This is a genomic window from Bacillus sp. CGMCC 1.16607, assembly GCF_042683745.1.
Classification (GTDB): domain Bacteria; phylum Bacillota; class Bacilli; order Bacillales; family Cytobacillaceae; genus Pseudoneobacillus.
The window spans coordinates 230,144-250,768 of sequence record NZ_JBHUJX010000036.1 but is presented as its reverse complement, the minus strand read 5'-3'; the positions used below and the strand labels follow the sequence as shown (position 1 = coordinate 250,768).

Sequence of the window (20,625 nt, the reverse complement as noted above, 5' to 3'; positions counted from 1 at the left end):
AGAAAATCAAGATTATCAAGTCCCATTTAAAGTAAAGGGGCGCATTAATATGAATTTTTCACAACTAAATCGTAATGCAATCAAGCAAGCTTTGGGGTCTGTAAAATTTGAAGTTTTAGTTATCGGTGGAGGAATAACAGGTGTGGGTGTTGCTCTTGATGCGGTTACAAGAGGAATGAACACGGCCCTTATTGAAATGCAGGATTTTGCAGCCGGTACTTCTAGCAGATCTACCAAACTTGTTCATGGTGGTTTGCGCTACTTAAAACAGTTTGAAGTAAAAATGGTTGCAGAAGTTGGAAAGGAAAGAGAAGTAGTATACGAAAATGGGCCTCATGTTACGACTCCTGAATGGATGCTACTTCCTTTACATAAAGGAGGTACCTTTGGGAAATTTAGTACTTCAATCGGTTTACGAGTTTATGATTATTTAGCTGGAGTTAAGAAAAGTGAACGTAGAAAGATGTTAAACATCCAAGAAACCTTGAACAAGGAGCCTTTAATAAAAAAAGAAGGTCTTAAAGGCGGAGGATATTATGTGGAGTATCGTACAGATGATGCGCGTTTAACCATTGAAGTAGCAAAGGCTGCAGTTGAACAAAATGCGGTTTTATTAAATTATACAAAGGTGGAAAAGTTAGTCTATAAAGATGGATTGATTATTGGCGTCACAGTTCAGGATCAGCTGAGTGGAGACACGTATGATATATTTGCTGAAAAAATTGTGAATGCTACAGGTCCTTGGGTTGATACGATTCGAGAAATGGATAACTCGAAAAAAGGGAAAACACTTCAATTAACAAAGGGTGTACATCTTGTCATAGACCAGTCCAAATTTCCGCTACAGCAGGCTGTTTACTTTGATACACCTGATGGAAGAATGATATTTGCTATTCCAAGGGGAGAAAAAGCATACGTAGGTACAACAGATACCTTCTTCAATGAAGATTTGGTTTCACCAAAAGTAACAGAAGCAGACAGGGCTTATATCATAAATGCCATTAACTATATGTTTCCTCAGGCCAATATTACCAATAATGACATTGAGTCTAGCTGGGCAGGGGTTCGTCCTTTAATCCTTGAAGAAGGAAAGGACCCATCCGAAATCTCTAGAAAAGATGAAATATGGGAAGCGGAATCAGGATTAATGACAATAGCTGGTGGGAAACTAACAGGCTATAGGAAAATGTCAGAAATGATCGTTGATTTACTAGCAGAAAAGTTTAAAATGGAAAAAAATAAAACATTTCTTCCTTGCCAAACTAAAAACTTCCCAATATCAGGCGGAGTAGTGGGGGGATCAAAAGGTTTTTCATCCTTTATGACAAGTCAAATAGAGAAGGGGATGAATCTTGGGTTGTCTTTTGAGGAAATAAGACATTTAAGTTCCTTTTATGGTTCAAATATAGAGACTGTACTAAAAATAGTGGAACAAAAGAAACCAGATGCTGAAACATTTGGTTTGCCTTTGATGCTGTTTTCAAAACTACAATATGCTTTAACCTATGAAATGGTAGCAACTCCGATAGATTTCTGGATTAGAAGGACAGGATATTTATTATTTGATATTGCCTTCGTTCGTGCCTATAAAAATGAGGTATTAGAATATATGGCTCATTTTTTCCTCTGGGCTGAAAAAGAAAAAATAAAGCATGAGGAAGAACTAGAGCTTGAATTAATGCATGCAAGTATACCAATAGATGCGAAAAAATAAGAGGGGCTACCAAAGGTCAGTTACCTGACTATTTGGATTGCCCCCTTTTCTTTGCTATCGTTATTTCCTTGAAATGATCAGAGGGTTATGAGGAAGTGAAAAGAGCCCCATTACAAGAGGCTCTAGGTTGTTTATCTATTGTACAGGCAATATTACTTCAATCATGGTCCCCATTTTATCACTCCAAAAATGCACCGTTCCGTTATGATTTTCAATGATTTGCTTGGAAATCATTATACCTAGTCCTGTGCCTTCTTCTTTTGTCGTAAAGAATGGTTCGCCAATACGCTTAAGGATATTCTGTGGAATCCCAATACCCGTATCTTTAAAAAATATTTTTATTTTTTCAGTACATAGTTTTTTAATTTCAATCGTAATTGTACCACCATCTGGCATTGCTTCAATGGCATTCTTTAAGAAATTGATAAATACTTGTTTTAATTGGTTCATATCACAACTAATCGTCAATTTATTGCAGTCGCTAATGATGTCTATTTGAACGTTATTCATAATTGCCTGTGTGTCAATTAAGGTTTTGACCTCTTCTAAGATTGTTTTCATATTCACTTTTTCAAATTTTAGTTCTTGTGGTTTTGCAAGAACCAATAACTCACTAAGAATGAGTTCAATACGGTCAATCTCAGATTGAATAATCTTAAAGTACGACTTCGTTTCTATTTGTGCTTCCATTAATTGTAGAAAACCTTTAATGGCTGTAAGTGGATTTCGTACTTCGTGAGCAATACCGGCAGCTAGTTGTCCGGCAACGGTTAGTTTTTCTGAATTAAGTAAAAGCTCTAATGTTTTTTTCCTTTCAGTCATATCCCTAATAATGATATGTTGGGCGGGCTCATTTTGAAAAAAAGTCGGAATGGTTTTAATTTCTGCAGGAAAAGTTGAACCATCAAACCGGATCATGTTATATTGTGCAAATTCCGTTGAATCCCCATTAACAGCTTTCCTTATTCTGTCCTTGGCCATTTGATAATCATCGGTATGAATAAAATCTAAAATAGATTTATGGATGATATCCTCTGTACTCGAGGTACCTAATAACTTAACTCCCGTTTCATTAATAAATAGTATTTTTCCACCTTTTGCAATTAATACGGCATCAGGGGAGTGTTCTACCATATCTCGAAATGCTTTCTTTCGGTTATAAAGTTCTTTTTCCGCTTGGATTCGTTCCGTAATGTCCCTGATCACACAAACCACTTCTATTATTGTTTGAGTATCAGGGTCAACAATTGGTTTACAAATGGATTCGACCCAAATGAAACTGCCATCTTTTTTACAAACTTGATAAGTGGATCTGCTATATTCTGGTTTGTTGAGCGCTGGTTTATGTTCTTCCTGATAGCTTCTTTGTACATCATCTTCGTTAAGTAGAATGCTATAATGCTGTCCAACTATTTCATCAGGTGTATAACCAAGAAGATGTTCACAAGAAGGAGAGACGTAAAGAATATTGCCTATTAAATTGGTGGTTAATATGATATCTAAAACATTCTCTGTCAATACACGGTGGTATTCCTCTATTTTTCTTACTTCTGACCTTTTTCTCTTTAAATGGGAAACATCCTTTGCAACAGTACGGACCCCTACAATTTGGTCATTAACGCATATTGGAATATTCATTAAGTTTAGGGCAATAATCTCATTCATTTTATTCTTAATTCTACAATCAAAGTTTAGAAATTGACCTAATGCTGATTTATGAAAATTGTTCAATACCATATCCAAATCTTCAAATAGAATAAGGGATTGAAATGTCATTTTTTTTAACTCTGTTACAGAGTAGCCTGTTAATTGAGTAAAGGCTGGATTTATCTGAACCAAATAACCTTCTAGATTTAATGTGATAATAGCATCCTGGTTGGAGGTGAATAATTCATTATCTTTATTTTTATCCAAATGCTCTTTTAACAAAGTATTCCTTTTAACTTTAACTTCTTCAATAGAACTGTTCATCTTTCTCTCTTTAGTTCCTTTCCCCCAATTTTATTATTGTTGCTACAAGATTAACCTTAAACCGAGGTAAGGTAAAGTAAAATACATAAAAAAGAAAGGGAAAAAAGTCCCTTTCCATTGTTTGTTTCTATTCCATTTTTTCAAGAATACCTTTAATTAATTCAACAAATTGCACTCTAACTTTACTCGCTACTTCTATGACTTCATCATGATTCAACGGTTGATCTAAAATCCCGCATGCCATATTAGTTAAGCAGGAAATACCGAGTACTTTCATATTTCCATGGGTGGCTACAAGAGCTTCTGGAACTGTAGACATACCTACAGCATCAGCTCCTAATGTACGAATCATACGGATTTCAGCTGGTGTTTCATAAGTTGGACCACTCCACCAAGCATAAACACCTTGCTGTAGGGTAATGTTTAGCTCGTTAGCTACTTTAGAAGCTAGATTACGTAACTCAGGATTATATACTTGAGAGACATCAGGGAAGCGAGTTCCTAATTCATCATTATTCGGTCCGATTAATGGATTGTTACCGACCAAATTGATATGATCGGTAATTAACATTAAATCTCCTGGGCTGAAGCTTGTATTAACCGCACCACAGGCATTCGTGATAAGTAAATTCTCAATACCCAGTGCTTTCATTACACGTACCGGAAAAGTAACTTCATCTAATGTAAAGCCTTCATAATAATGAAAACGCCCCTTCATAGCGGCTACTGTCTTGCCTTTTAATTCTCCAATGACTAATTCATTTGCATGTCCAATGGCTCCGGACTTGGCAAAGTGGGGAATTTCGCTATATGGAATATTCACTGGGTTTTCAATTTCATCGGCTAAAGTACCCAAACCTGATCCTAGAATCATACCGATTGTTGGACGATAATCAGTCTTACTCATAATAAAATTTTTTGCTTCTAAAATATCTTCGGTTCTGTGCATATGTATGTTCCTCCTTAAGATGTTACTTCAACTTTACTAAAGTCAGTAGGTGATTCTTTAGAACATTTCATCTATAAAGATTAAATGATTGAATGAGTAAAGTAAATAGAGGTAAAATTCATTTTAACAAAACGTATCATTGATTCCTTTCTTAATGTGAATATTATTTAATAAGAGTATAAAAAGGAGTGTGTTTCTTATGCAAGAAAAGGCAACATTTGCGGGAGGTTGTTTTTGGTGTATGGTTTCGCCATTTGACGAACAACCAGGAATTATTGAAGTGGTTTCAGGATATACGGGTGGGCATACAGAAAACCCGACCTATGAGGAAGTATGTTCAGATACAACGGGACATTATGAAGCAATTCAGATTACGTTTGATCCACAAGTATTCCCATATAAAAAACTGCTTGAGCTGTTTTGGCAGCAAATTGACCCGACGGATGCGGGTGGACAATTCAATGATCGGGGTTTGTCGTATCGAACGGCTATTTTTTATCATAATGAGGAACAAAGAGAAATGGCTGAAGCTTCAAAGACTGATCTTGAGGCAAGTGGTCGATTTCAAAAGCCGATAGTAACGGAAATTCTACAAGCTGGTCCTTTTTATAAAGCAGAGGAAAAGCATCAGCATTATTATAAAAAGAACCCTTTCCACTATAACCTTTATAAAGAGGGATCTGGAAGGGCGCCATTCATCCGTGAAACATGGAAAAAACGTAAAAGCGATGAGCAATTACGGAAGGAACTGACATCTATTCAATATGAAGTAACAAGGAATAATGCAACGGAGCCGCCATTCCGTAATGAATTTTGGAATCATACAGAGGATGGAATCTACGTCGACATTATTTCCGGAGAGCCGCTGTTTAGTTCCTTGGATAAATACGATGCAGGCTGTGGCTGGCCAAGCTTTACGAAGCCATTACGACGCTTTGAAATTGAGGAAAAGTTTGATACCTCACATGGAATGCGAAGAATTGAGGTTCGAAGCAAAACATCGGATTCCCATCTTGGTCATGTGTTCGACGATGGTCCTGGTCCAGATCGTGCCAGATATTGCATTAATTCTGCGTCCCTCCGATTTGTACCAAAAAGTAAGCTTGTGGAAGAAGGGTATGGAGAGTTTTTAAGTTTATTTGAATGAAGATATTCCCACTCATAAGTTTTTCTTATCACATTTCATTATAACTATCAAATTTATTTATTGAATTGGAAAGTTTATACTTATGATAAGGAACTTGGGGGTGGGGATATGGAGTATGTTTTGCTCTATTTTATCGGTATTTGTGCAACTACAATTGGAACGCTTGCAGGTGGAGGCGGGTTAATCAGTCTTCCAGCTATGCTGATCATGGGGATACCGGTCCATTCCGCGATTGGTGCCAACAAGGTATCGAATACAGTTAGTTCTTTTTCGAGCTTCTTTCATCTTTACAAGAAGAAGGAACTTACCTTAAAAGAATCATTTTGGATCGTCCCAGTGAGCCTTGGTGGAGGAATAAGCGGAGGCTTCATTGCTTCTAAAATTTCAGGAGAAAATATGTACATCATCGCTGCGATTCTTCTGATTTTTGCCTTTATTGCTTCTTTTTTAGGAAAAGGTAGCTTCACGGGTAAGGAACCATTAAAAATGAATAAGATAAGTGTACCTGGTCTCTACAGTATTGGGATTTATGATGGACTATTTGGTCCTGGCCAAGGAACATTAATGCTCTATTTATTTGGTTATTTGAATATCGCCTATATACGAGCGGTAGGATTTGTACGTCTCGCCACATTTTCAAGTTGCTTCGGAGCGGCTATCACATACATAGCAACGGGAAAAATTATATGGCCAATGACCCTTGCCCTTTTGCTAGGTTCATTGACAGGCGCGCAGATTGGAGTTCGTATCGCTGAAAAGTTAAAACCGAAATTCGTCAAACCCATTCTACGGGTTGTGACCATTGCTCTCATCATTCAAATTTTTGTAGAGAATATTTTTTAAAAAAGATCCCCTCTAAAGACTAGCTTCTAAGAGGGGATTTTTTCGTAATCCAGCTCCAGCGCTTAGCCCCGACGTACAGGATGTACTAGTGTCGATAATGCGACAGGACGTCGCGCTTTTGTCGACCTCGAGGTCAAATGGCGCCCCAAAGATGAGGTTAAAGAGCAAACCTCCTCTTTGGGTCGGCATTTGCTTGGCAAACCAAAGAACGGTTTGCATAAGTGCGACTAGGTCTCTGGCTTCGCTACTCTCGCCAATCGACCAGTCTTCTTTATCGGGGCTGATCAAGGCGCTTGCGCTTTTGTTCTTTGTGCCTTATATATTTGGAATAAAAGAAAGGCAATAACCGATAAGGCGATTCCTGAAATATAAGGTAAACCAATAGTGATGGAAAAAAGCCATCCACCTAATGGGGGGCCAATAATTCTGCCAAGTGAATCAAAGGAAGACAATAGTCCTGTTGTCTGGCCATGTCCTGTCTTTGAAGTCTTCGTTAGTAAGGACGAAACACTCGGACGAATAAAACCATTACCAATTCCGAATACCGTTAAATAAATCGCTGCAGTTGTGAAACTATCTACAAGCAGAATTAATCCAAACCCGATGATGGAAATGACAAGTCCAATTTGAATGACAAATCCTTCACCCATTTGTTTTGTTAGTCTTCCAACTAATCCACCTTGTACCACCGCGCCAGCTAATCCCATAATCATAAAAATATAGCCAAGCTTTACAGTTCCTAAATTTGCTTTTTCAGCAGCAAAGTAAGCAAATGTTGCTTCAAGACCCGATAATGATAAAGAAACAAATAGTTGCAAAATAAATAATATCGAAGCGGAGCCTTTAAAAGCTTTATGTAATGAATCATTCTCCTTCGATTGTTTTTGTCTTAAGGACTCCTTTAAAACCATCAGAACTAGAAAAAACGTAAGTAAGGAGGAAGCCCCTGCAATATAAAAAGGAATGTTCAAACTTTCCTTTGAAAAGATACCGCCTATGGCTGGTCCAAAAATAAATCCTAAACCGATAGCAGCACCGATCATCCCCATTCCTTTTCCACGGTCCTCTTCCGAGGTAATATCGGCAACATAAGCCATCACAGTTGGCATATTGGCTGAGGATAATAATCCACCGATGATTCTAGCAGCGAAAAGCATCCAAAGCGTCGATGACATGGCCATTAAGAAAAAAGATAAGGAAAGTCCTAAAATTCCAATCATCATCACTGGCTTCCGTCCAATTCGATCAGAAATCCGTCCCCACATTGGGGCAAACAAAAGCTGCATAAATGAATAGACAGCCATTAGTAAACCCAATTCAGTGGGGGAAGCACCTAAATCTTCGGCATAAAAGGGTATTACAGGAATAATGATTCCAAATCCGACCATGACAAGAAACATCACAGCGAATAGAATAGGCAAAGCTTTTTTATTCTCCAATTGAAATTCACTCCAGTTACTAAATATTATATTCTTTCCTTTAAAAGACAATAGTTATCACTTTCTTATCTTATCAAATAATTTTTTATAATTACACCTCGAGAGGGCACGTAGGTACAAGTTTTATAAGTGTGAAATATTTCCGACATGTTTTTACAATTTTCTTAATATTTAAACAAAAAACTTCATAAAAATGGTACAATAGCTCCATAAATTTACTTAATAAAGGAGGAAGTGTATGTCTTTTTTTCAAAGTTTACGGTTTAGATTAGGAATAATTATGATTCTCTTATTAATTGCCCCGTTATTGTTTAACGGAGTGATGGCTTACAAAAGTTCCAAGGTGCTTGAATATGCCGTGATTCAGAAGAAAGATATGGAAAAAATAAATAAGCGCTTTAAGAATATTTTCAATGAATATGAGGGTGTTCTAAAAGACATCAGTAAAACAAAGGAAATACAATTTGAAGATTACTCTGTACCAGAATCTGAAGGTAATCAATTTTCAAATATGCCTGTGTCAAACGATCCAGCTAAAACAAGCTTTTATCAGGAGTTTTTATCGAAAATAGAGAAAGAAAATAAGTATGCCTTAAATATTTATTTTGCTACGGAGGAAAAGGGTGAATTTTATTTATCAAATATTCCTCCAGAAGAAGTGAATTTAAATGAGTTTGATCCACGAGAAAGAGATTGGTATCAAAATGCGAAAGCTTCAGATGGGGAAATTATTTGGACTGCTCCGTACATTGATACAGGAACAGGGAAATCCACAATTACCTTGGCAAAAGCCTTTCAAAATAGTAATGGTGAAGTCATCGGGGTGATCGGACTTGATTTTGATATGTACCATCTAGCGGTGTTGATGAGGCATGATTTGCTAAATTCAACCCTTATCATCGGCTTCATTTCCATTTCTCTAGGACTTGTTATCGTTTTCCTATTTATGAAGAAATTTAACCGAAACTTACAGATTGTTCAAGATGGAATATCTAAAGTTGCGAGTGGAAATCTATCTTTTGATAGAAAGACGATTAAAAGTAAAGATGAGATTGGGCAGCTACTGTTCAACTTTAATCATATGGTAGACAATTTAAAAGAACTCATATCTAGGGTTATCGATACATCCCAACAAGTGGCCGCTTCTTCCGAACAATTAAATGCCAATGCTGATGAAGTATCAAGGGCAACAGACCAGATTACTAGGGCTATCCATGAGGTTTCTAATGGCGCAGAAGAACAGGTTGACAAAATCCATCAATCTAATTCTCAAGTTAGCGAGATAGCGAAAGACGTCGTCGCCATAGCAGAGCGTACGAGCCAAGTAAGTGAAACCTCAAAAGATACAGCGAAGCAATCACAAGAAGGGTTAATTATTGTCGAAAGTGCTGTAGAACAAATGAATTTAATCAACCAAGGGACCGAGGAAACAAGTAAGGCGATTCAGTTGTTAAATGAAAAATCTGAAGAGATTGAAAAGATCCTTTTATTAATAAGTGGAATCGCTGATCAAACCAATCTATTGGCGTTGAATGCGGCAATAGAAGCTGCACGCGCTGGGGAGCACGGGAAAGGGTTTGCTGTCGTAGCGGGAGAAGTAAAAAAATTAGCGGAGCAGTCTAGCCAATCGACAAAGCAAATTTCCGATCTAATTAGAGAGATTCAAATTAATACTAAGCACGCTGTAGAAACGATGTTTAATGCTTCTGAGGCTGTTCAACAGGGTACTAGCCTTGTGAGTGAAGCAGGTATTTATTTTAATCGAATTGTGACAGCCGTAAGTGAGACAGCAGACCGAATGGAAGAAGTAATGACCTCCATTGAAGAAATTCATAAAAGTACAGATATATTAAAAGACTCGATGGACAGTGTCGCAACATTAACAACACAAAGCTCTGCCTACACACAAGAAGTAGCAAGTTCTACAGAAGAACAGAGCGCTTCGATTCAAGAGGTATCTTATGCAACAAAAGAATTAGCCAATATGGCTCAAGAGTTACATGATATTGGTAGGAGATTTAATATATAGAAGCAGTTTCAAACGATTAATCTGTTTTAAAAGTAATTTTAAAAAAAGACCAATGTCCGATAAATCGGTACTTTGGTCTTTTTTTTCTAGATCACCTTTGAAGTTTAAATTTTAAAGGTGCTAATATTTTCTTGAAGTTTAAGGGCCATATCTGTTAACTTACTTGAGGCAACTGAAACTTCTTTAATAGCTTCTGTTTGATCCTTGGTAGAGGCGGCCACATTTTGAATGTTGTTAGAGATGGCAATCGCCCCCTCTACAATTTCACGAATGGATGGGACCATATTTCCTGAATCATCCTTAATCTGTTTGGCTGTGTTTGAAACATTGGATGTTTGGCTTTGCACTTCTTTAACTGAAATAAGAATATCCTGGAATGATTGACCAGCAGTATTAACAAGTTCAATTCCTTTATTTACATTGGCTATTCCTTCTACTGTCGACTGGACTGCAGTCGTTGTTTCATCCTGGATTTCTTGAATGATATGACTAATTTTCCCAGCAGCTTCTCCTGATTGTTCAGCTAATTTACGTACTTCACTTGCAACGACAGCAAACCCTTTACCATGTTCACCAGCTCTTGCTGCTTCAATAGCTGCGTTGAGGGCAAGTAAATTTGTTTGGCCAGCGATATCTGTAATTAAGGAAACAATTTGACCAATTTCGTTTGAACGACTACCAAGGGAATGAACAATCCTCTCCAATTGATTCGATTGCTCATGAATGAATCTCATTTGTTCCATTGCATTATTTACAATTTCATTTCCATTTTCAGCCTTTTGAGTCGCAGAATGAATAGAATTTGCTACGGACTCAATATTTTCAGTAATCTCTATTATACTATTTGATATCTGCGAAACAATTATAGAAGAGTCCTCTGAAAAAGACACTTGTGATTGTGTATTTGTGGTGATTTGAGAAATACTTTGGGAAATTTGTTCCGTTGCATAAGTCGTTGTTTCACTACTAGCGGTAAGTTGTTGGGAAGTAGCTGCAACATCCTCTGAAGCTTCGGCAACTTGTTTAATGACAGAACGTAAATGATTCTTCATCGAATTAAAATCCTTTGCTAACTCTCCAACCTCATCCTTATTATGAATGATCAAGTCATCGACAGAAAAATCCCCATTTGAGATTTGTTTAATACCATCGGCCACTTTAACAATTGGCTTGACAATGACCCTCATAACTAATAAAAGAACACACCCTCCTATGACTACAAATACTCCAAGAGTAAATAATAGGATTGTAAGAACATGATTAGACTCACTATTATAATCCATTAAATAGGAGCCAGCAGATACATACCATCCCCACTCTGGATATACCTTTGTATAGGCTATCTTTTCTTTAATCGTATCTGGATCATTAGGTAATGCCCATTGATAATTTGTAAATCCACCATGATTATTAGCTTGCTTGATAAAGTCCTGGACAAATAAATAACCTTCTACATCTTTTGTTTCCCAAAGATTTGAACCTTCAATTGTGGGATGTGCAAGTAAGCTTCCTGTTTCATCTAAAATGAAGAAATAACCATGTTTCCCTAAATTTACACTTTTATTTATCGGCCTTTTTCCCTCGTCATCTTTCATACCTAAAATTTGAACCTTTGCGATTTCTTGCGCTTCTTCTAAGGACATAGAACCTTTCTCAACAGATTGGTTAAGAGAGTCTATCATTTGTATGACTTGCTCAACATTGTTTTTAAGCCCAACTTGACTTAAATTATTTAAGCTTTGCTTGGATGAGCTGTAGGCTAATAAACCAATAATTAAAGATGGAATAATTAATAATAAGAAACAAAGAATGCCGATCTTTTTACCAATAGAAATTTTTAATTGCTTTTTCTTTCCTTTAGCTATTTTCAAAAACATGAACTCCTTCCTCATAAAATAGAAGCTATTCTAGTAGTATTTACCTACAAAAAGTATAGTGCTAATTTACTATTCAAACAAGTATCCCTTCTAAATATTTTGAAATATCGGAATCTAGTTGACGTATTTTGGAAGCTTCCCTGTTGCTTTACCAATGATTGTAGGTTCATGGGGAGTAGTGGCAGGGAAAATCGTAGAACAGGGAAAAAAGGCAACCTTAACTAAAGGAATGAATGTCATGGCCCAAGTCCCTGATGGGGCGTACTCGGAATATGTAAGGGTTCCTTCTAGCTTCGTTATCTCATATCCTGAAAAAATTAATGCAGCAGAGGCAACAGCACTCTTAACGCAAGGTCAAACAGCTTATCATACGTTAAAAACAGCAGGGCGTCTTCAAGTTGGTGAGAGTGTTTTAATACATGCAGGGGCCGGTGGAGTTGGAAGTTTAGCCATCCAGATGGCTAAAGCATTGGGAGCTGGGACCATCATTGCAACAGCAAGCACTCAAAGATGAGTCAATCTACTTTCATAAAGGGAAAGCTGTTTATAGCTGGGAATAAAACTACAAAGCCGCCCAAATGCCAAGGGCGGCTGTTTATTGTTTATTGTTTATTATTTTTTCAATAATAAATACATAAAATATGGCGCACCAATCAAAGAGACCATAATACCTGCCGGTATACCGTTTGGCTCAATGATATTACGTCCAATGGTGTCGGCAAATAATAATAGCCAGCCACCAATCAGTATGGCAATTGGGATAAATAGTTGATTTCTAGGTCCTACTAAAGCTTTCGCTATATGTGGTGCCATTAGTCCAATAAAGGCAATTCCCCCTGCAACTGAAACAGCAGAAGCAGCTAGGGCAACCGCGGTTAAAAGGAAAACGATACGCTCCCTTTCTATGGAAACACCGACACCAATTGCGACGGGCTCGATAAGACCTAAAAGATTCAATCGATTGGCTTTGTATAAAGTAAAAGGAATAAGAATCGCCAACCATGGAAGGAATGCCCAAATAAAAGGCCAATCAGACCCCCATATATTTCCTGCTAGCCATTTAGCGATAAAATCTACTTTTTCACGTTCAGCTGATGAGATCAGTACAATCATTACTCCAGAAAGAGCAAAGGAAAATCCGATTCCGATGAGTACCAATCTAACCGGTTGTAGACCTCCATTTTTAGAATATGAAAGCACATAAATGAAGAAGGCAGTTAGTAATGCGCCTACAAAAGCAACAATCGGAAGCATATAAACAAATGAACCTGCTTCAATGGGGAAAAACAAAAAGAAAATCGCGATAGCTACACCTGCTCCAGAGTTAATACCAATAATACCCGGATCAGCTAAATCATTTCGGGTGATTCCCTGTAGAATCGCACCAGATAAGGCGAGTGCCATACCTGCTAACAGCGTGATAATTAATCTAGGTAAGCGAATAGAAAAAAGAACAAATTCTTCTTTAAATGTACCTTGGCCAAGTAGGGTTGGGATCAGCCGGTCGTAAGAGAGTGTTGAATAGCCCATTCCCATGCCAATAACGGTAGTAAGTACAATGAGAGATAATAAGATTGCTAGAATCATTCGTTGTTTTTTAATTAATGATGGGTGAATCATGAGAATACTTTGCCTCCTTTATGAACAATAATTAGGAAGAAAGGTAAGCCCATTATAGCAACGATAGCAGCGACAGGTGTTTCATAGGGAGCATTAAGTGTCCTCCCAAGTGTATCGGCAAGTAGCATAAAAGTGGCTCCTGTAATGGCAGACATTGGGATAATAAATCGATAATCCGTTCCAACTAGGGCACGCGCTACATGAGGGACCATTAAACCGATGAAGACCATATTTCCAACAAGAGCAACAGAGGCACCGGCTAATAATATAATAATAATAAAAAGAATCGTCTTTATTTGTGTTGTCTTTTGACCTAATCCAACTGCCACCTCTTCATTTAAACTAAGAATGGTCAGCTGTCTTGAAAGAAAAAGTGACACTAGAATACCTATAATAATAAAAGGAACGATGACTTGAAGTTGGCTCCATGACGTTCCAATCATTCCACCAGCAGTCCACATCGAAACATTTTTTGAGATTTTAAAGTAAATACCAATGCCTTCTGCGATAGCGTATAAAAAAGCGGAAACAGCTGACCCAGCTAATACAATTCTTAGTGGAGAGAAGCCACCTTTTTTCATCGTACCAATACCAAAAACCATCAAAGCTCCGACAGCTGCTCCAATAAAACAAGCTATCGTCGTACCGAAGTAATTGACAGAAGGAATGAAGGCTATGGTTAGAGCCAGTGCAGCATTGGCACCTGCGGATAATCCTAATAAGCCAGGGTCAGCAAGCGGGTTTCTTGTCATTCCTTGCATAATGGCCCCAGAAACAGCAAGAGCTGCTCCAACAAAAATCGCTGCTACTTCTCGCGGCAAGCGAATCTCACGGATAATCGAAATTTTTCCACTTGAAGTATTGTTGGAAGTGAGTGCTAGCCAAACATCTTTAACGGCAATATCTGCTGCTCCAAAAACGCAAGCAATAATGAACATACTAACAAACGCGAGGATACCTGCAATAAGTTTATAAATAAATGGGATCGAACGTCGGTTATCTATCGTCATCAGTCTCTCATCTTTTCTTTCGTAGAATGGGGGAAGAGGAATTCTTTAACCTCCAGAATTCCTCTTTTTATATTAACTACCTAAAAATGATTTTTTGAAAAATTTAAGCTGCTTTTCTAATGTGACTGGGTCACTAAAGGAAGCTCCATTTCCAGTCATTTCATATACATGATTGTTTTTAACAGCAGGAATATTCTTATATGTTTCCGTTTCTTGGAAGGAAGTATCCGCATCTGAGTATTTACTTAAGATTACATAATCCCCAGCATACTCAGGAAGTACTTCAGCAGATAACGTATAATAGCCTGATTTCAATGCCATTTCTTTTACTTTCTCCGGCATTTTTAAATTCATTGCTTGATATAAGATTTCCGTTCCACGTGCCCAGTTATCGCCGAATACATAGAGGTCCTTACCATAACTTTCAATGACAGAAACGGTTGCGTCTTCACCAATTTTTGCACGAATTTCTTCACCAGCGGCTTCTGCACGATGTTTAAAGTCATCAATCCATTCTTGTGCCTCTTTTTCTTTGTTTAAGAGCTTTCCAATTTCTAAGTGTTGCGTCAAATAATCAACTTTTCCCCATGTGTAAGTTACTGTAGGAGCAATTTCACTTAATTTATCTAGGTTTTTAATATTAGATAAACCAATGATTAAATCTGGATTTAATTCGATAATTTTTTCTAAGTTTTCATCGGAAACTTCTTCTACATCTTTTAATTCTTTTTCAAAAGTGGGGTTATTTTTAGACCATACATCTACACCAACGATATTTACCCCTAAGTCGATGACATTACCAGTAAATCCAGAGAGCAAAATGACACGTTTTGGATCAGCAGGAACTTCAATTGGTCCTGTTTCCGATTGATACGTAATGGTTCCTGATTTGTTTTCATCTTTCGGTGATGAATCCTCTTTTTCATTTGTCTTAGCATTACTGCAAGCGCTAATAACTAGAACTAACAGCAGCATAAATGGGATGAGTAGTTTCTTCATTCTTTTGTTCTCCTTTTAATAAGTTGTAAGTTACACACATTGGTTTATTTGTTCTTGGATCGCGACCGATTTGGGCATCAATATGAAACACTTTTTTAAGCACGTCATGACTGATTACCTCTTCACAATTGCCAGCCTTTACAATTTCACCATCTTTTAATGCGATAAGATGATCTGCAAAACGTGCAGCTTGATTTAAATCATGAAGGACCATCACTATCGTACGTCCCTGTTCTACATTGAGTTTTTGTAAAAGCTCTAAAACCTCTAGCTGATGGGCCATATCTAAATAAGTGGTTGGCTCATCAAGGAAAATTATTTCTGTTTCTTGCGCAAGAGCCATGGCAATCCATACTCGTTGCCGCTGTCCACCTGATAGTGAATCGACAGGACGAAACTTAAAGTCTGCAGTACCTGTAACATCAAGTGACCAATCGATGATTTCATAGTCTCTTTTCGTTAATCGTCCGAATCCTGATTGGTAAGGAAAGCGACCATAAGATACAAGTTCGCCAACTGTTAATCCACTTGCACTTTCTGGTGTTTGTGGAAGAATCGCCATTTTTTTAGCAAGGATCTTTGTGTTTTCTTTTGAGATGTTTGCTCCGTCTAATATAACTGCTCCAGATTGGTGGGTGATAATACGAGTAATCGCTTTTAATAAGGTCGATTTTCCACAGCCGTTGGAACCGATAATGGTTGTTATTTTTTTATCGGGAATAGCGACACTGAGATTTTTTACAATTAAGCGTTCATCATAGCCAATGTTCAATTCATCTGTGTAGAGGCGAACCATGATTTTACCTCCAATTTTGGAAAAATGAGTGATAATGATTATCAATATCGATTGACTAAACTATAAATTTATTTTTTTCTGATGTCAACCATAAATTTTTTATTGTAAAAATGAAGAAAAAGATATATATTCTAATGAGAATGATAATCAATCACATTTGATTACCAAGGAGTGGACGGAAATGGAACTGCAAGAATTATTCGATGTAACGGTGATTGGAGGAGGGCCAGCCGGTCTTTACTCAACCTTTTATAGTGGACTTAGAGAAATGAAGACAAAGCTTATTGAATATCAACCACAATTAGGTGGGAAAATTCATGTCTATCCAGAGAAGGTGATTTGGGATATTGGAGGACAAACACCAATCACAGGAGCAAACTTAATTAAACAACTTGTAGAGCAAGGTTTAACTTTTGATCCAACCGTCGTCTTGAATGAAAAAGTGGTGTCGATTACTCGAAATGATGAAGGTATTTTTGAATTAGTCGCTGCCTCTGGTCAAAAGCATTTTTCGAAAACAGTCATTGTTGCTGTTGGAAGTGGAATATTGAAACCTCAGAAGTTAAAAATTGAGGGAGCAGAGAGATTTGAAGTATCAAATCTAAATTACACAGTGAAATCTTTAAAATCGTTTATAGATAAAACAGTGATCATATCCGGTGGAGGAAATTCTGCCATTGATTGGGCAAATGAATTAGAGCCAATTGCCAAAAAAGTTTATTTAACTTATCGAAAAGATGCTCTATCAGGACATGAGTCACAAGTAACCCAGTTAATAAATAGCTCGGCTACTTGTTATTTTAATACTTCTATTACAAAACTAATTGCCAATGAAAACCATGAATTAATTGAAAGTGTTGAATTGACAAATCAGATCACAGGAGAGGTTTCGCATTTGTCGATTGATGAAGTGATTATTAATCATGGCTATGAGCAGGATACAACCTTACTTGAAAATAGTGAACTGAAGATTGAGATAGCCGATAATTTTTATATTGCAGGTAATGCGTCTAGTGAATCATCAATCCCAGGACTTTACGCAGCTGGGGATATTCTCAAGCATGATGGGAAATTAAATTTAATAGCTGGTGCATTTCAAGATGCCGCTAATGCTGTAAACAAGGCTAAACAATTTATCCAGCCTGACGCTTATAAAATGGCCATGGTTTCCTCACATAATGAGGTCTTTAAAAAACGTAATCGTGAATTAGTGAAACAAATGATGGAGCAAACAAAAGCTTTATAGATGATGAATTTGAAGTGTGAAATGATTCCAAGTTACTTAAAGTGACAAATAGGCATTCCCTCGTTTAGGGGAATGCCTATTTGTAGAACAGTAATGAAAATCTTAGTTTAAAGAACAAAGTTTACACAAATCTCTAGTTAAAAATCAAAGTTGTCAGGGTCTGGACCGACACGATGATCTTGATTCAATCCATTAATTTTCTCCATATCTTCTTTCGTTAGTTCGAAATCAAATATAGTAGAGTTTTCAACAATCCGTTGTTCTTTGGTTGATTTCGGAATGGTGACAATCCCGTTTTGTAAATCCCATCGTAAAATAACTTGAGCAATTGATTTGTTATATTGATTGGCTATCTCCTCTAAGACAGGGTGATCTAATAATTGACCTTGCATTAATGGTGACCATGCTTCTAATTGAATCCCATGTTTCAAACAAAAGGCATGCACTTCTTTCTGTGTTAACCGTGGGTGGTATTCTACTTGATTGACCATCGGTTTTATTTCTGCATCATTTATTAAGTCTTCCAGATGGTGAACTTGGAAGTTACTTACTCCAATCGCTTTCACTTTGCCTTCTTTATATAGAGTTTCTAATGCTCGCCAAGCCTCTTTGTATTTGCCTGCCACAGGCCAGTGAATAAGGTATAAATCTAAATAGTCTAGGCCAAGCTTGGTTAAGCTAGTTTCATAAGCAGCTATAGTTGATTCGTAGCCTAAGTCAGAATTCCAAACTTTCGAAGTGATGAAAAGGTCCTCTCTAGCGACACCTGTTTCTTTTATTCCTTCTCTGATTGCTTGTCCTACCCCTTCTTCATTTTGATAAATAGCAGCCGTATCAATGCTTCGATACCCATGTTTAATCGCCGATTTTACAGAATGGATCAATTCAGGACCATCTTCTACTTTAAATACTCCAATACCTAACCAAGGCATTTTTACCCCATTATGCAAAGTAGTTGTGTTTTGTAAGTTTTTTTTCATGAAAAATATACCTCCAATGTTGTTAGTTAATAAAAAATTATTTTAAATTTGGTGCGCATGTGCTTAAATCTCTCCCATTGTTGGGATGTTTTTTTCATATACTATAAGTTGCTTTTGGTCTCTTTTTTCAAGAATTCGACACCAACCTGTAAGGATTACGGCACCGAAAACCATAAGTGCTCCAATCCAAGAAGTATGAATTAATCCAATCGAATTGGTAATCTCACCACCTAAGTAGGAGCCAATGGCAATTCCTGCATTAAACGCAGCGATATTGAGAGCGGAAGCGACATCTACCGCGGTAGGTACAAAACGTTCTGCCAGCATTACGACATATACTTGTAATCCAGGAACATTCATAAAAGCAAGAAGTCCCATAAAGAAAATAGTTAGCAATCCTACTATTTTATATGGTGCTGTAAACATCAAGATAAGGAGAACAATAGCTTGTACGATAAACATGTAAAATAATGCCTTTAGCGGATTTATATTAGATAATCTCCCGCCCATCATATTCCCAATTGCAATGGCTATTCCGTAAATGAACAGTATAATAGCTACTGTTTCTTCTTTAAATCCAGTTATGTTCTGTAGAATGGGGGATAGAAAAGTAAAGACAACAAACGTTCCACCATATCCTAAAGCTGTAATGATAAATAAAAGTAATAAACGGCCATTTGTTATTAATTTGAACTGATCGTGAAAAGATGTACGAGCACTCTTTCGTAAATTAGCAGGAATAAGGATGCTATTTGAAATAAAGGCAATAATTCCAACCAATGTAATGATGATAAAGGCTATTCTCCAACCAAATTGTTGCCCAATAAATGTTCCAAATGGCACACCGGTAACTGTAGCGACAGTGAGTCCTGTAAACATAATGGATATGGCACTAGCTCTTTTATTTTCTGGAACTAGATTAGCAGCAATGGTCGAGCCTATTGACATAAATACACCATGGGAAAATGCAGAAATTACACGAGCGACCAGTAAAACACCAATGCTAGTCGCACAAGCTGCAATACTGTTCCCGATGATAAAAATAATCATGATCCACAGCAACAAAGTTTTGCGAGACATACTTGAAGTAATGGAAGTTAATATAGGTGCTCCGAATGCTACTCCTAATGCATATAGGGATACGGTTAAACCCGCTGTTGTTATCGATACTTGTAAATCATTAGAAATAAGGGGTAGCAGCCCTACACTAATAAATTCTGTTGTTCCTATTGCAAATGCACTTATTGCTAATGCCAACAAGGCTAATGTACTCTGTTTTTTATCTAAAGCCACGGCATTCCCTCCTAAATGATGTGATTTTGTATTATTGATTGTGCCTTACGTAAAGAATATATTTTAAAAAATACGTTATAGCTCAACCGATAAATGTTATTATGGATGATATAAAACAAATAGAGAAGTACGTACTTTAAAGTAATATAGGCACAAATAAGTAATATAGGTACTTTTTTGTGCCTATAAATAAGGAGGGAAAATATGAAGAAGAAGTACAATATTTCAGTAGAAGCGACATTAGAGGTGATAGGTGGGAAATGGAAATGCGTGATTCTTTGTCATTTAACACATGGAAAGAAACGAACGAATGAACTAAAACGACTCATGCCTGATATTACCCAGAAGATGCTAACTCAACAGTTACGAGAATTAGAGGAAGATGGCGTCATAAATAGGATTGTTTATAATCAAATTCCTCCCAAAGTAGAATATGAATTAAGTGAATACGGATGGAGTTTACAAGGTATATTGGATTCTCTTTGTGCTTGGGGTGAAAAACATATTACAAAAGTATATGGGGATAAGTTCGCTGTATTAGAAGAGAATGTTTTAAATGATCGTCTAAAGTAGTCAATAGACCCCTATCGATGATTAAAAAATGGAATGTACAAAATTGCTGAGGTTGAAATAATCGGTGTACACTAGAAATAAAACTACTTCCTGAATATTTACTAAAAAGTATAAAATGGGTATATTAAATAATGTCTTT

At 37.0% G+C, this 20,625-nt stretch carries 17 protein-coding genes and 3 pseudogenes; 9 read left to right on the top strand and 11 right to left on the bottom strand.

Features of this window, described 5'->3' with window-relative positions:
- Positions 1 to 49 precede the first annotated feature (49 nt).
- Positions 50 to 1,714, top strand: a complete 1,665-nt coding sequence (locus ACFSO7_RS23640) for a glycerol-3-phosphate dehydrogenase/oxidase (protein WP_377879996.1) — start codon at positions 50 to 52, stop codon at positions 1,712 to 1,714.
- A 135-nt stretch (positions 1,715 to 1,849) separates the two neighbouring features.
- Here the strand turns inward: ACFSO7_RS23640 and ACFSO7_RS23635 are convergent, their stop codons facing one another.
- Both ACFSO7_RS23635 and ACFSO7_RS23630 read right to left on the bottom strand, forming a co-directional pair.
- Positions 1,850 to 3,685, bottom strand: coding sequence for a PAS domain S-box protein (locus ACFSO7_RS23635; protein WP_377879917.1), 1,836 nt, complete (start codon positions 3,683 to 3,685; stop codon positions 1,850 to 1,852).
- 127 nt (positions 3,686 to 3,812) lie between these two features.
- A complete protein-coding gene (locus ACFSO7_RS23630) occupies positions 3,813 to 4,634 on the bottom strand; it encodes a purine-nucleoside phosphorylase (protein WP_377879916.1) in 822 nt (273 codons plus the stop codon).
- 199 nt (positions 4,635 to 4,833) lie between these two features.
- Here ACFSO7_RS23630 and msrA point away from each other — a divergent pair.
- From msrA to ACFSO7_RS23615, 3 genes and pseudogenes are all read left to right on the top strand, one after another.
- Positions 4,834 to 5,346: pseudogene (msrA, locus tag ACFSO7_RS23625) on the top strand (peptide-methionine (S)-S-oxide reductase MsrA); the annotation flags it as partial.
- Positions 5,332 to 5,781, top strand: a complete 450-nt coding sequence (gene msrB, locus ACFSO7_RS23620; RefSeq protein ID WP_377879995.1) for a peptide-methionine (R)-S-oxide reductase MsrB — start codon at positions 5,332 to 5,334, stop codon at positions 5,779 to 5,781. The pseudogene msrA and the gene msrB, both read left to right, overlap by 15 nt.
- 108 nt (positions 5,782 to 5,889) lie before the next feature.
- Entirely contained in the window at positions 5,890 to 6,624 is a 735-nt protein-coding gene (locus ACFSO7_RS23615; protein WP_377879915.1) for a sulfite exporter TauE/SafE family protein, read from the top strand.
- Between the two features lie 284 nt (positions 6,625 to 6,908).
- On the opposite strand, the gene ACFSO7_RS23610 is transcribed toward ACFSO7_RS23615, so the two are convergent.
- A complete protein-coding gene (locus ACFSO7_RS23610; protein WP_377879914.1) occupies positions 6,909 to 8,063 on the bottom strand; it encodes an MFS transporter in 1,155 nt (384 codons plus the stop codon).
- A gap of 238 nt (positions 8,064 to 8,301) precedes the next feature.
- Here ACFSO7_RS23610 and ACFSO7_RS23605 point away from each other — a divergent pair.
- Both ACFSO7_RS23605 and ACFSO7_RS23600 read left to right on the top strand, forming a co-directional pair.
- A pseudogene (locus ACFSO7_RS23605) lies at positions 8,302 to 9,153 on the top strand (PDC sensor domain-containing protein); the annotation flags it as partial.
- Positions 9,145 to 10,092, top strand: coding sequence for a methyl-accepting chemotaxis protein (locus tag ACFSO7_RS23600; RefSeq protein ID WP_377879994.1), 948 nt, complete (start codon positions 9,145 to 9,147; stop codon positions 10,090 to 10,092). The pseudogene ACFSO7_RS23605 and the gene ACFSO7_RS23600, both read left to right, overlap by 9 nt.
- A 104-nt stretch (positions 10,093 to 10,196) precedes the next feature.
- On the opposite strand, the gene ACFSO7_RS23595 is transcribed toward ACFSO7_RS23600, so the two are convergent.
- Together ACFSO7_RS23595 and ACFSO7_RS23590 are read right to left on the bottom strand one after the other, a co-directional pair.
- Positions 10,197 to 11,144, bottom strand: a complete 948-nt coding sequence (locus ACFSO7_RS23595; protein WP_377879993.1) for a methyl-accepting chemotaxis protein — start codon at positions 11,142 to 11,144, stop codon at positions 10,197 to 10,199.
- Positions 11,139 to 11,969 (bottom strand): annotated as a pseudogene (locus tag ACFSO7_RS23590) (cache domain-containing protein); the annotation flags it as partial. The gene ACFSO7_RS23595 and the pseudogene ACFSO7_RS23590, both read right to left, overlap by 6 nt.
- A gap of 118 nt (positions 11,970 to 12,087) precedes the next feature.
- Here ACFSO7_RS23590 and ACFSO7_RS23585 point away from each other — a divergent pair.
- On the top strand, positions 12,088 to 12,483 hold the full coding sequence (locus ACFSO7_RS23585; protein ID WP_377879913.1) for a hypothetical protein: 396 nt from the start codon (positions 12,088 to 12,090) through the stop codon (positions 12,481 to 12,483).
- A gap of 98 nt (positions 12,484 to 12,581) precedes the next feature.
- Here ACFSO7_RS23585 and ACFSO7_RS23580 read toward each other — a convergent pair whose 3' ends face one another.
- The 4 genes from ACFSO7_RS23580 to ACFSO7_RS23565 all read right to left on the bottom strand — a co-directional run bounded on the left by ACFSO7_RS23580 (position 12,582) and on the right by ACFSO7_RS23565 (position 16,394).
- Entirely contained in the window at positions 12,582 to 13,589 is a 1,008-nt protein-coding gene (locus ACFSO7_RS23580; protein ID WP_377879912.1) for a FecCD family ABC transporter permease, read from the bottom strand.
- A complete protein-coding gene (locus tag ACFSO7_RS23575; protein ID WP_377879911.1) occupies positions 13,586 to 14,599 on the bottom strand; it encodes a FecCD family ABC transporter permease in 1,014 nt (337 codons plus the stop codon). The genes ACFSO7_RS23580 and ACFSO7_RS23575 overlap by 4 nt, the downstream gene beginning before the upstream one ends.
- Positions 14,600 to 14,671: 72 nt before the next feature.
- Positions 14,672 to 15,598 carry an iron-hydroxamate ABC transporter substrate-binding protein gene (locus ACFSO7_RS23570; RefSeq protein WP_377879910.1) on the bottom strand — a complete coding sequence of 309 codons (927 nt, stop codon included), beginning with the start codon at positions 15,596 to 15,598 and terminating at the stop codon, positions 14,672 to 14,674.
- Positions 15,549 to 16,394, bottom strand: coding sequence for an ABC transporter ATP-binding protein (locus ACFSO7_RS23565; protein WP_377879909.1), 846 nt, complete (start codon positions 16,392 to 16,394; stop codon positions 15,549 to 15,551). The genes ACFSO7_RS23570 and ACFSO7_RS23565 overlap by 50 nt, the downstream gene beginning before the upstream one ends.
- A gap of 181 nt (positions 16,395 to 16,575) precedes the next feature.
- Between ACFSO7_RS23565 and ACFSO7_RS23560 the strand changes: the two genes are divergently transcribed.
- A complete protein-coding gene (locus tag ACFSO7_RS23560; RefSeq protein ID WP_377879908.1) occupies positions 16,576 to 17,640 on the top strand; it encodes an NAD(P)/FAD-dependent oxidoreductase in 1,065 nt (354 codons plus the stop codon).
- Positions 17,641 to 17,777: 137 nt separating this feature from the next.
- Here the strand turns inward: ACFSO7_RS23560 and ACFSO7_RS23555 are convergent, their stop codons facing one another.
- Together ACFSO7_RS23555 and ACFSO7_RS23550 are read right to left on the bottom strand one after the other, a co-directional pair.
- Positions 17,778 to 18,620 (bottom strand): aldo/keto reductase, encoded by an 843-nt coding sequence (locus ACFSO7_RS23555; protein ID WP_377879907.1) that lies wholly within the window; start codon positions 18,618 to 18,620, stop codon positions 17,778 to 17,780.
- 63 nt (positions 18,621 to 18,683) lie between these two features.
- Positions 18,684 to 19,913, bottom strand: a complete 1,230-nt coding sequence (locus ACFSO7_RS23550; RefSeq protein WP_377879906.1) for an MFS transporter — start codon at positions 19,911 to 19,913, stop codon at positions 18,684 to 18,686.
- A 204-nt stretch (positions 19,914 to 20,117) separates the two neighbouring features.
- On the opposite strand from ACFSO7_RS23550, the gene ACFSO7_RS23545 reads away from it, so the two are divergent.
- Complete coding sequence (locus ACFSO7_RS23545; RefSeq protein ID WP_377879905.1) at positions 20,118 to 20,486, top strand: winged helix-turn-helix transcriptional regulator; 369 nt, start codon at positions 20,118 to 20,120, stop codon at positions 20,484 to 20,486.
- Positions 20,487 to 20,625: the final 139 nt, after the last annotated feature.